The 12,823-nt window shown below is 32.3% G+C and carries 13 protein-coding genes; all 13 read left to right on the forward strand.

From position 1 onward, the window contains the following. Positions 1–132 precede the first annotated feature (132 nt). Positions 133–1,164: a flagellar motor switch protein FliM gene (gene fliM / locus N508_RS07625; protein WP_023275830.1), complete on the forward strand. Its 1,032-nt coding sequence runs from the start codon at positions 133–135 to the stop codon at positions 1,162–1,164. Next, positions 1,145–2,059 carry a FliM/FliN family flagellar motor switch protein gene (locus tag N508_RS07630; RefSeq protein WP_081700797.1) on the forward strand — a complete coding sequence of 305 codons (915 nt, stop codon included), beginning with the start codon at positions 1,145–1,147 and terminating at the stop codon, positions 2,057–2,059. Before fliM ends, N508_RS07630 begins: the two co-directional genes overlap by 20 nt. A gap of 59 nt (positions 2,060–2,118) precedes the next feature. Further along, positions 2,119–2,496, forward strand: a complete 378-nt coding sequence (locus N508_RS07635) for a response regulator (protein WP_023275832.1) — start codon at positions 2,119–2,121, stop codon at positions 2,494–2,496. Between the two features lies 1 nt (position 2,497). After that, positions 2,498–3,130, forward strand: coding sequence for a hypothetical protein (locus N508_RS07640; protein WP_023275833.1), 633 nt, complete (start codon positions 2,498–2,500; stop codon positions 3,128–3,130). Positions 3,131–3,147: 17 nt separating this feature from the next. After that, on the forward strand, positions 3,148–5,307 hold the full coding sequence (locus N508_RS07645; RefSeq protein ID WP_023275834.1) for a hybrid sensor histidine kinase/response regulator: 2,160 nt from the start codon (positions 3,148–3,150) through the stop codon (positions 5,305–5,307). Continuing rightward, positions 5,273–5,611, forward strand: a complete 339-nt coding sequence (locus N508_RS07650; protein ID WP_023275835.1) for a hypothetical protein — start codon at positions 5,273–5,275, stop codon at positions 5,609–5,611. The genes N508_RS07645 and N508_RS07650 overlap by 35 nt, the downstream gene beginning before the upstream one ends. A 31-nt stretch (positions 5,612–5,642) precedes the next feature. After that, positions 5,643–6,317, forward strand: coding sequence for an OmpA family protein (locus N508_RS07655; RefSeq protein WP_023275836.1), 675 nt, complete (start codon positions 5,643–5,645; stop codon positions 6,315–6,317). After that, on the forward strand, positions 6,295–7,269 hold the full coding sequence (locus N508_RS07660; protein ID WP_023275837.1) for a hypothetical protein: 975 nt from the start codon (positions 6,295–6,297) through the stop codon (positions 7,267–7,269). Before N508_RS07655 ends, N508_RS07660 begins: the two co-directional genes overlap by 23 nt. 203 nt (positions 7,270–7,472) lie before the next feature. Next, complete coding sequence (locus N508_RS07665; RefSeq protein ID WP_023274862.1) at positions 7,473–8,411, forward strand: DDE-type integrase/transposase/recombinase; 939 nt, start codon at positions 7,473–7,475, stop codon at positions 8,409–8,411. 156 nt (positions 8,412–8,567) lie between these two features. Further along, on the forward strand, positions 8,568–10,166 hold the full coding sequence (locus N508_RS07670) for a PP2C family protein-serine/threonine phosphatase (RefSeq protein WP_023275838.1): 1,599 nt from the start codon (positions 8,568–8,570) through the stop codon (positions 10,164–10,166). Positions 10,167–10,195: 29 nt separating this feature from the next. Next, positions 10,196–10,513, forward strand: coding sequence for an STAS domain-containing protein (locus N508_RS07675; RefSeq protein WP_023275839.1), 318 nt, complete (start codon positions 10,196–10,198; stop codon positions 10,511–10,513). Between the two features lie 4 nt (positions 10,514–10,517). Beyond that, positions 10,518–11,936 (forward strand): HEAT repeat domain-containing protein, encoded by a 1,419-nt coding sequence (locus N508_RS07680; protein WP_023275840.1) that lies wholly within the window; start codon positions 10,518–10,520, stop codon positions 11,934–11,936. Positions 11,937–11,941: 5 nt separating this feature from the next. Then, positions 11,942–12,772 carry a CheR family methyltransferase gene (locus N508_RS07685; RefSeq protein WP_023275841.1) on the forward strand — a complete coding sequence of 277 codons (831 nt, stop codon included), beginning with the start codon at positions 11,942–11,944 and terminating at the stop codon, positions 12,770–12,772. Positions 12,773–12,823: the final 51 nt, after the last annotated feature.

Raw genomic sequence — 12,823 nt, forward strand, 5'->3', positions numbered from 1 at the left:
AATAAACTTGTTAATAAGGTTAAATAAACTGGTAAATAAAATATTTAATTGACTATTGTCATAAAATAATTGTAATATAATGACATAAGTGCCTAGTTTAGAAGTAAATTAGTGCTTATATAAAGGTGATTAATGGCTGATATATTAAGTCAGGATGAAATTGATGCTCTGTTATCAACTGTTTCAGATGAACCAGCAGGCGAAGGAAGCGGTGGCGATAGTGGTGATGATTTTGATGACTTTGCCCCTGATTTTGTCCCGAAAAAAATATCTGTATATGATTTTAGACGGCCAGACAGGGTTTCAAAAGAGCAGCTTCGTTCTATTAGAAACCTGCATGATAAGTTTGCAAGAAACTTCAGCTCAAATTTATCAAGTTTTTTAAGGACAATAACAGATATTTCTCTTGTGGGTGTTGACCAGATGACTTATGGTGAATTCCTTATGTCACTGCCTGACCCAACAAGCTTTAATATTATCTCTATGATACCTTTACAAGGCAATGCTGTTTTAGAGATTAACCCGTCACTTATCTTTCCAATAGTAGATAAGCTTTTAGGCGGGCAGGGGCTGCCGCTTTTCCATGTGCGAGAGCTTACGCCTTTGGAAATGACTATTATAGACAGTATTATTACACTTATTTTAAAAGATTTGGAAGATGTATGGAAACAGATTATTCCAAATGTAAGGCTTAAAAAAGAGTTAAGTGAAAACAGTCCGCATGTCATACAAATTGTTGCACAAAATGAAGTAGTTGTGCTTGTAGTATTTGAGGTTAAGTTTGGTGAGGCTACTGGTATGATGAATATTTGTCTTCCAGCACTTATTTTAGAGCCAATACTTAATAAAATAAGCTCTCAGGACTGGCTTATTGGAGCAAAAAAAGGCAGGTCAGGTGAATATGAATCCCGCATATTAGAGCTGCTTGAAAATATTAATGTGCCATTAATTGTAGAGCTTGGCAGAACAAAATTAAAAATAGGGGAAATACTTAATTTAAGAGAAAACGATACAGTTATTCTCAGTAAAAAAGCAAAACGCCCTTTAAATATATATATTAGTAATAAACAGAAATTTTTTGGAGCTTTGGGTATTCTTGGTATAAAAAAAGCTATCAAGATAACAAGAGCAACTACGGAGCAGGATGATGACAGAAACGGTTAATTTTATTAACAGCCCCGGCTTAGAAAAGTTTTCAGGGCTTATTGTTTCTACATTTGCATCTTCTTTATCAGCCATAAGCTCTAGAACAGTAAATTTATCTCTTAGTGAGATGGTAAAATGTGATGCAGATACACTGTTTGCTGCTTATGAAAATGAAACACTTGTTGTTTCAAAAGAAGATAATGGCGATTATGAAACAGGGCTGCTTTTTAGAACAAGAGATATTACAAAACTTGCAGACTTTATGCTTGCAGGTGACGGCGAAAGTAAAGACGAAATAGATGATGATACAAAAGATGCAGTGCAGGAATTAACTTCTCAACTGCTCAGCAGTTTAAATGTTCCATTTGAGGAAGCATTTACTAACAAGTTTTCATTTAAAAGTGAAGATGTTATTAAAAATACATCATCAGCTCTTTTTCAATGTGCTGAATACTACTGTATAGATTTAGCAGGTGATGTTGATGGTGCAGAGTTAAATTTCAGGTTTGTATGTGATACAAATATTGAAGGAAAATTGGGCGGTCAGGATGATGGCAATTTAATTAATGACGGCAGTATTGAAGCTCTGCTTGGAAATGCAGGCATATCATTTGATGATGAACCCCCTGCAGAAAGCAGCGGCAATACACCGAAAAATCTTGATTTGCTGCTGGATATTGATATACCTATAAGTGTAAGAATGGGCAGTGCTAAATTATTTTTAAAAGATATTTTAGGATTAGGACCAGGAAACATTGTGGAATTAGAGCAAAATGCTGATGACCCTATTGAACTTGCAATTAATGACAAGGTGATTGCAAGAGGGGAAGTTGTTATTGTTGATGGCTATTTTGGTTTTAGAATTAAAGAGATTGTCAGCAAGGCAGAAAGAATTAGAAAATTAAAAGATTGACATATTTAAAAATAATGAATAAATATAAAGGATACTAACCTATAATTGCGGAGGTTTAAATGGGTTACGAACAATCAATAATTACTGTTGATGATTCTTCTACAATGAGAAGAATTATTAAAAATACTCTTCAAAAGCTTGGTTTTGAAACAATACTCGAAGCAGGAAATGGTGTAGAAGCTCTGGAAGTCATGTCTAAAAATAAAGTAGATATGATTGTTACAGACTGGAATATGCCTGAAATGGATGGACTTACATTTGTTAAAGCTGTTCGTGCAAAAGATGAGTATAAAGATTTACCTATTTTAATGATTACAACAGAAGCTGCAAAAGAAGATATTTTAACAGCATTACGCAGCGGTGTAAATAACTATGTTGTAAAACCTTTTACCCCTGAAACATTACAAGAAAAGGTATTTAAATTACTGGATTTATAAAATGAGCGAGTTCAAAGACCTGAATGAATTATTGAGCATAGCACGCAACATTAATGAAGGCAAATATGATGTTGTAGATGTTACTGTTGAGCCTGAAAGTGAGCTTTATGATATAGCTCAGTATTTTAATGATTCATTAAAAAAATTACAGACTGTTTCATCAGCTATAGAAGGGGCATACAGCGATTTGCCTGCTTTTGAAAAAGTGCTTAACGGTGTAATTAATGATTCTAAAAGTGCATCAGAAGATGTTCTGGCATTTGTAGATAAGATAAACTTTAATATTGATGATATTAAGGAAAATCTTGAGCTTGTTAGGCAGTTTATAACATCAGGGGATTATGCGCGTGCTGGCGGTATGATTGACAGGCTGTCAGAGTGTGCTATTCAAGGTCAAGATATATGCTGCGATATAGTTTCTTCCTTAGAGTTTAAAGAAGTAACTAAATCTAAGATTAATGAAAGCATAAAAGTAGTAAACTCATTAGAAGAAAAACTGGCATCTGTTTTAATAAAACTGGGTATTAAGCAGAATGTTATAGATGTTGATGTTTTAGATAAATTTAAAGATACTAAAGAAATATTGCAAGACCAAGATTTAGTTGATAGACTCCTTAAAGAATTTGGTGTATAAGGAAAGCAGGTGAATATATGAATAATGATGATATGCAGGAATTAGTTCAGGACTTTTTAGTTGAAACTAATGAAATAATTGAAAATTTAGACCATGACCTTGTAGAGCTTGAAAGCAACCAAAATGATTTGGAGCTTTTAAACAAAATCTTCCGTGGTGCCCACACAATGAAAGGTTCATCTTCATTTCTTGGGTTTACTAAACTGGCAGAGTTGACTCACCATGCTGAAGATATATTAAATAAACTCCGTAAAAGTGAAATGGTAGTTACTCGTGAGATTATGGATACTCTTTTAGAATTTGTAGATAAAACAAAACAAATTATCAATGATATTGAAAACGGCACAGATAGTGCAGACTGCTCCTCTGTTATTGAAAATTTGAAACTGGCAAGTGAGGGCAAACTTACTGCAAGAGCAAAAGCAGCTCCGGCAGCTCAACCAGCACAGGCAGCTAAGGCGGCAGCACCTGCTCCTGCACCAAAACCTCAGGCAGCCCCTAAACAGGAAGCAGCAAAAACTACTCATCAGGCAACTCAGGTAGAACAGACAATTCGTGTTGATGTAAGCCGTTTAGACTCCCTTGTAAACTTAGTTGGTGAGCTTGTTTTAAGCAGAAATATGCTTTCTCAAATTGCTGGTGAACTTGAGAATAAGTTTGAAAATGAATATCTTGTTGAACAGCTTTTAGTGGCTACAAACTCAATAGGTATGAATACTACAGAACTACAGCTTGCAATTATGAAAACAAGAATGATTGCAATAGGTAAAGTATTTAATAAATTCCCACGAGTTGTTCGTGATATTGCAAGAGATACTGGTAAAGAGATAGAGTTAATCATATCAGGTGAAGAAACAGAGCTTGATAAACAGGTTATTGAATCTATTGGTGACCCGCTTTTACACATGATTAGAAACTCCTGCGACCATGGTGTAGAAACTCCTGAAGCCCGTCTTGCAAAAGGCAAACCAAGAATGGGAACAGTTAATTTATCAGCATACCATGAAGGTAACCATGTCGTTATTGAAATAAAAGACGACGGTGCTGGTATGGACCCTGATAAACTAAAACGAAAAGCTATAGAAAAAGGTGTCATTACTGTTGAAGAAGCAAACAGTATGGATGATAAACAGGCTTTTTCATTGATTTTTAAAGCAGGCTTTTCTACTGCTGAAAAAATTACAAACATTTCAGGCCGCGGTGTTGGTATGGATGTTGTTCGCACAAATATTGAAAAATTAAATGGTATTATTACTATTGATTCTAAAATAAATGAGGGTTCAATATTCTATTTAAAACTTCCGTTAACACTTGCTATTATTCAAGCACTTCTTGTTGAAGTTGCAGGTGAAACATTTGCTATACCTCTTGCATCAGTTGTTGAAACTGTTCGCATTACAAATGAAGAAATCCACTCATTTGAAGGCAGGGAAGTATTAAAATTAAGAGACAGAGTATTATCTCTTGTCAGACTTGATGAAGCATTTGCTCTTGATGAGCTTGAGCAGGACGAAATATATGTAGTAGTCGTTGCATTAGCAGAAAAACAGTTAGGATTTATTGTTGATAAGTTAATTGGTCAGGAAGAGATAGTTATTAAATCTCTTGGCGATTACTTAGGCGGAAACCCTGGTATTGCAGGTGCAACTATTACTGGTGATGGTCGTGTTAGATTAATTTTAGATGTGGCTGGTGTAATTGAAGTTGCACAAAATATGCCTAGAAGAATTAGAAACACTAAAAAACTTTCATCAAATAAACGCTCTAGTATTCAGTCTGTATCTAAGAAAACAAATGCAGTTAAAGTATTAATATGTGATGATTCTTCAACAGACAGAAAAATTACTAAAAAAGTTCTTGAGTCTCAGGACTGGATAGAAACAATTGAAGCACCATCTGGTAAAGATGCACTGAATATTCTTAGCAAAGACAACAGTATAGATTTAGTAATCAGTGATATTATGATGCCAGATATGGATGGTTTCAGACTTGCACGCAGTATGAGAGAAAAAGGTTATGATATGCCTATAATTGCAATATCCGCTAGAATGGAGCCATCGGATAAGAAAAAACTCACTACTTCTGGTGTGAATGCATTTATATCAAAGCCTATAAATCAGCAGCTGCTGCTGGATAAAATTGATGAGCTTATCTCGCAAAAAAATAACAACGGTTAGTTTTGCTGTTGTAATATTATTAATATTATTAGTTAAAGTTGCTGCAGCAAGGGTTTATGTATATGAAGTAACCACTGCAGCAACTCATTTTCAAACTGCATCAAAACTGCCGCCTGATGCTTTTTTATATTATAATGGCGGCTATGATGTAATATATGACCTTAAAGTAATTGCTACATATCCTGATGAAAAAATGGATCAGGCATTAAAGGATTATAACCTTGAAGAAAATAACAGTAATAGTCTTGTTCACAATCCTGTTCCTCGCAGTATACCAAAAAAACCATATTATTGGTGGAGATAATCTATATGCTGCTACTTACGAGGAGCAGAATATGTATGAAGTCAAAATTGAAAATAATTTATCAAAAGTGATTACAACAATGACTGTAATGGCTATGACAGAACAGGAAGCTTATGATAATGTGGCTTTAAATGGCTGGACTGTTATTGGTGTAAAACTGATAAAAGAAAGGGTGAAAGATGAATATACTCTTTCTACTGACTATATAAAAACAGAAATCCCAAACAAAATAGAGCTTGAAGATGCCATAGAGATACCTGCAGCAAAAGAGCTGGAAGAAGAAAGCCGCATTATTGTTTCAAAAGAAAGCGGCAATAAAAATGTGGCAGATAACTTAAACCTTGTTCCTACATCAAAAGATTTAGAATTAATATTAACAATACATTTTCAGCTTGGAAATGTATCACCAATATTTAATGATGACATATCAAAATTATTTGACAGCCTGCCAAAAGACAAAAACTATGTGCTTTTTGGAAATGCAGATGATGTTGCAGTAGGCAGACATGCTACATACAGCAATAACTATGAGTTGTCATATTTAAGAGCAGACCATATAAAAAAACTGCTTATTGAAAAAGGATATAATGCCGATAAAATAAGGACAATAGGTTTAGGCACCGGCTACCCATTAGAAAAAAACAGTAAAAAAGGCAGCCTTAAAAACAGACGAGTAGAGATATATGGATTCAGAACGCAAAGCTAGGTATGAACAGCTCTATAACATTAAACTTACAGAATTTTATAATTTTGTCAGTGAAGTTATGGGTGATTTTAACTACTCACTTCACAGAACAGTAAAAGATATAGAAAATAAACGCCGCATAGAAATATGGTCATATCAAAGCCGTGAAGACCAGTCAGCAGTTGTATGGATAGAAGTTGTAAAACCGGGAGAGATATTAGACCCATACATTACAACAGATGTTCTTAGAACAATGAATGACGAAAATGTTACCCGTCTTTTCTTTTTTACAAATGGTCAAATGGGACCTGAAGAAAAAGAGGTATTAGAAGGCTCTAACCATTTTGTTTTTGGAACAGATGAAATAGTAGAAACATTAATAGCCATAGATATGAAACGCTCTATAAAAGTGGTGCGTAAGCGTAAAAAAGTAAAAGTGCCGTCAGCTATGGTATTAATTAAAAATTTTTTAAAGGCAAATAAAGTAACAAGACGGGAAATTAAACTTAAAACAAGTGCAGTTCCAGAGCTTGCGTCTCAATATTATAAACTTATCCGCAGAGTGTTAAATGAAATAGACAGAATACCGGATATTAATGACATACCTGCTCAGTCAAGAGAGCGTCTTAAAAAAATACAGTATGACCTGCTTCCAGAGCTTTTAAAAACACCTTATTATACTTTTACATATCAGTTTGTATATTTAAGAAATGCTCTTTTTTCTTTAATTGAATATACAATAATATATATAGGCAATGTTATTGAATATGAAGCAGAAGATGATTTAAAGAAAAACAGAGAAGTTATAGAAGAAATTATGAGTAAACTTGACAGTGTTGATGAAGAGATTTCAAACTATAAATCAGACCTTATGTTTACTTCTGAAAAGGTAGCATTAAAATTAATAATGTATGCAGCAGTATTTAGCGTCGCTTCTATTTTTATAATGATTGTATTAAAATTTACCAGATAAAATCATGAATTTTTTAAAAATATAATTAATAATAAAATAATTATTATGCCAATATATGTATTATCCATTATTTAAGCTGATAAAAATAAAAAAATTTTTGTAAGATTATGAGACATATGTTACAAAAATAAGTATAAAAAAATACCTCTTAGTATATAGTATAAAATTAAGCAAAAAACTAAACTAAACTAAGAGGTATCACAATGAATAAAGTGATAATAACAGAAGAAATGCGATTTCGTCAACGGTTATGTGAGTATGCATTAAAAAAAGGAGCAACGAAAGCAGCCCGCAAATATCAAGTGAACCGTATGTTTGTATACAGGCATTTAAAGAAATATGATGGAACAGTTCAGAGTTTATCTTTTAAAAGTCGTAGACCAAGAAACAGTCCAAATAAGCATAGTAAAGAAGAGCTTGATTTAATATTTAACACATATGCCGAGCATGGTTTGTATGGTAATGCGGAGGTATATGTCAGACTTCTAGAAATTGGTTATAATCGTAGTTTTGGCAGTATGTGTATGCAGATAAGGAAGAAAGGCTTAAAGTCATTAAACAAGTCAAAAAAGAGCTATACAAGATATGAACCAATAACAGGTCAGTATATAGGCGACAAGGTTCAGATAGATATAAAATATGTTCCACAGGAATGTATAATGTTTTCCAGCTATGGTAAAAAATATTATCAGATAACAGCGATAGATGAATACAGCAGAATGAGAGTATTAGAAATAGTAGAAGAAAAAAGCACATTTGAAACAGGTAAGTTTTTAGACGAACTGGAAAGTAAATTTGGCTTTCCACTAAAAACAATTCAAGTGGATAATGGCTATGAGTTTGTAAATGATAAGGAAGTTACAAACAAGAAAAGCTATTTTGAAGAGACAGCTGAAAAGAAAGGATATACTATTAAACGAATAAGACCTTATTCACCTTGGCAGAATGGAAAGGTGGAAAGAAGTCATAGAGAGGATGGAAAAATTTTATATGCAAATAATAAATTCTATTCCAAAGATGAATTAATTAAGGCTCTTAAACAGCATGAAGATAGATATAATAATACTGCTAAAACATGCTTAAATTTTAAATCTCCATATGAGATTGTTATTGAAAATAAATTATTGCTTGATTTATATTAAGTTAAGATTTATTTTTTACTAAAAGTGTAACATTTGTCCTGTTAGTTAAGAAAGCTGATAAAAATAAAAAAATTTTACTATTGTAAAATAAAATTCTTTTTTGTATAATCAAGTAATTATGAAATAAGCAAAAGAAGTATATTACAGAGTGGGTATATGGACTTAAACACATTAACAAGACTTTTTGATGGTCTTGATTCATACATTATAGCAGTTGACAGTGAATTTAATATTAAATTTGCAAACGGCAGGATTTCTTTTGTTTCTGGCAAGCATCCAGATGAAATACTGAATAAAAAATGTTATAATGTTATACATGGATATAATAAACCATGCAAAAACTGTCCTATTGATGAAGATAAAAATTTTTCTGGCACAAAAGTACTTATAAAAGATATTATTACTTATAAAGGGGAAAGAATATTTACCCGTGCTGCTTTTACCCGTATATCTGATGATTTATATGTATCTTCTTTAATTGATATTACAGATATAGAAAGAGAGCGTTTGAAATTAACCCATTCAACGAAAGAATCAAAAGCAAATAATTTCAGATTAACCCATGAAAAAAATATTATGGACCATGAAATAACATTTTTAGAAAAAGCTATTGATAATATGGCTCATGGGATTATGATAGTTGATGATGAATATAACATTAAAACTATTAATAAAATACTGAAAGAAACTTCTCAGCTTGGAAAAAAAGATATTGAAAAGATAAAGTGTTATAATGTTTATGGCTTTGAAGAACCTTGTAAAGACTGCCCTTTTCAAACAAATCACAGTAAAGCATTAAGGCATATACATAATAAACATATGACAATAATGTTTTCTAAATTTGATAAATATATTGTTGAAAGTTTAAGAGATACAACAAGAGAAATTAAGTTAATTGATGATATAAAAGAACGCCAGAATGAGATTAATGAAAAGCAGCGTCAAATGTCTATAATGAATAAAGACCTTTTACGCATGAATGAAAAATTAAAAACAATTCAGGCATTAATAGAAGAAGAATTAAAACAGGTTGGTCATATTCAAGAAAGTCTGCTTCCTGAAAAGCTGCCTGAAGTAAGCGGATATGATTTTGGTGCTACATATATTCCAGCAGAGCAGGCAGGTGGTGACTATTATGACTGTATCCAAATGAGTAATAACTACTGTGGTTTTGTTGTGGCAGATGTATCAGGTCATGGAACACCCGCAGCAGTTATTATGGCAATAACCCGTGCTATAATGCGAAGCTATACATTTGATGTAATTTCTGCATCAGATGCTCTTACTATGGTTAATGATATTTTATGCGATAATATACATACAAAAGATTTTGTTACAATGTTTTATGCAGTATTAAACACTAATAATGGTATGTTTAATCTTGCCTCAGCAGGTCATAATCCTGTGCTTTTCTTTGATTCATCAGAGTTTATTGTAAAAAAAATAACAGCATCTGGTATGTTTTTAGGAACATTTGAGGGCTTAAGTTTTGAAGAAAAGAAATGGTATATAGAAGAAGGTGATGTATTTTTTATGTATACAGATGGGTTAGTTGAAGCTATGAACAACCAGCGTGAGCAGTATGGTTATGACAGACTTGTATCTAAACTTATGATGTTTAATGATTATCCTGCCGAGCGTCTCATCAAGGAAGTAATGGAAGATGTTAAAGATTTTACAGCAGGTGCACCTTTTGAAGATGATATTACAATACTTGTAATTAAACGGAATAAAAAGGAAAGTAAAAATAAATAGTCATATTAATAATATTAGGAGGATATGATATGAATGTTAAAAATGTAAATGGAAAAAATGTAGCCTATCTTGAAGGTGAAATTAATGCTCAGACAGGTGCACAGGTAAAAGCAGAAATAAATACACTGCTTAATAAAGGCGATTCTGTTATTTTGTCTTTTAAAAGTGTAGTATATATGAACTCATCTGGTTTAAGAGAAATTATAGACTTGTTTAAAACAGCAAGTAAAAATAAAAAAGAAGTTTCTCTTTGTGATATGAACTCAGATATTAGAGAAATGTTTTCTTTTACAGGACTTGATAAAGTATTTAAAATTTATGATACAGAAGCAGCTGCAATAGGTTAAGATTATGGTTGAGTTACAATACGAAATTAAAAATGGAGTATTTAAAGCTCATATAAACCCTGATAACGACTTATCTGATATTTCAGAAGTGTGCAATATTGTTGAAGAACACAGTGAAGTTGTATTGATAGGTATTGATTTATATAAATGCTCCTATATACAAAGCAAATTTTTAGCAGGGCTTGTTGCTGTAAAAAAATTAGCAATGGTCAGGAAAATAAATATTGAACTTTTAAATGTATGTGACAATATAATACAGGTTCTGCAGTCTACTAATCTTCAAAAATTATTTGTAATTAAAGATGATTTTGCATCTTATCCACTTGATGCTCTTTTTGAAAGGTTTTTAGATACAGATAAAGCAGGCACTGTTTCAGAATATTTAGCAGCAAACTATGATGATAATATACAAAACAAACTTATAGAGCTTATAGATGGTGGAAACCCACTGCTTGTTGAATATGCAATACTTACTATGGGCAGAGCTCAGGATTATCAAAACTTAGAAATATACAGGAAAGCTCTTAATGCTAATGAAGCCAGTGTTAAATCAGCTGCTATATTAGTGCTTGGATGGATAGGCGATACTCAGTCTAAAGAGCAGCTTTACAGCTATCTTGCTAGTAAAGAGATAGGTATTTCTGAAGCGGCTGCTGCATCTATTGCATTGCTTTCAGATGATACTGATTCTGAAAAACTTGCTAAATATCTGCATGACAGTGATATTAGAATTCGTCTTGTTGCAATATATGCTTTATCACTTATTAATGATGAGAAAGCATTTGAATATTTATCAAATGCAATGAATGAAGAAAAAGATGAAGCTGTCCGCATCCAGCTTACTAAGAAAATAGCATTGTTTAAAGATGAGCGTGTTGGAAGAATATTACTTGGTTTACTTGATGATAATTCTATACAGTTAAGAGAGGCAGCAGCTTCTGGTTTATCAAGACGCGGCAGTGGTGAGTTTACATCAATACTGGTTGAAAAAATTGGCGATAATGATAACTGGGTTGGCTTTTTCGCTGCTAAATCATTAGCTGGCATAGAAGATGAAAACATAATCAAAAAAATTGAAAGCTATTATGATAAAGTAGAACAGAATGTTAAGCTTGCAATCATAGAAGTATTAGGAAAATGTAAAGGTGTTGACCCTTCGTTTTTATTATCAAAACTAGATGATACAAACGAGGATATAAGAAAAGAAGCATTAAATTCATTAAGTCTTATGCATGGTCCTGTAGCATTAACTGCTGCTATAAAGTTGTTTAATAAAGATGAAAGCTGGCTTGTAAGGTATAAAGCAGTTAATATTATACTTGAGCAGAAACCAGTGGGCTATGATAACTTATTAAGAGCTAGACTAAAAGATGAGACTAATAAGTATATCCTTGAGCATATCATTGGTGAAATTGGAGAGTAGGTGTTATGCTTTTAAGTTCAATCAAAATTAATGACCAAGAGTTTGTAGAGTTAAAAGATGTAATTTATAGAAATTCAGGTATAATGTTTGCAGAAAACAAAAAATATCTGCTTGAAAACAGGTTGTCAAAAAGGCTTGCAGACCTTAACTTTACTACTTTTAAAGACTATATTTATTATTTAAAATATGATATTAAGAAAAGACAGGAGCTTGATACATTAATTAACCTTGTTACAATTAACGAAACTTATTTTTTAAGGGAACGGGGTCAGCTTGATTATCTTGTATCAAATATTGTGCCTGATTTAATTAAGGCAGGAAAGAAAAGCATAAAAATATGGTCAGCACCATGCTCTACAGGTGAAGAGCCATACTCTATTGCAATACTTCTTAAAAATGCAGGTTTATTTGATAAAGCATCAATAGATATTATTGCAACAGATATTAACTCTGAAGTTGTAGCATTAGCCAAAAAAGGCGAATACAGGCAGGCTTCTTTCAGAGGTGTCCCTGCTGATTTTATGAGAAACTTTGATGTTCAAGGACAAAGTTATTTTATTAAAGATGAAATAAAAAGACATGTCCGTTTTAATACAGGCAATATTACTACCCCTACAATTACCAGCCTTATAGGAAAAGTTGATGTAATATTCTGCCGTAATGTTCTTATTTATTTTGATATGGATGGTAAACAAAGAACAATTAAAAATTTCCATAATATGCTGACAGAGCCGGGCTATCTGTGTCTTGGACACTCAGAAACATTGAATAAAATCTCAGAAGATTTTACAATGAAAAATGCAGGCACATGTATAATTTATATGAAGAAAAAATAATATAAAGCCCAGATAAATTTAATTTATCCTTTATTTTTAAATTTTATCCAG

The organism is Mucispirillum schaedleri ASF457 (assembly GCF_000487995.2).
Classification (GTDB): Bacteria; Chrysiogenota; Deferribacteres; order Deferribacterales; family Mucispirillaceae; genus Mucispirillum; species Mucispirillum schaedleri.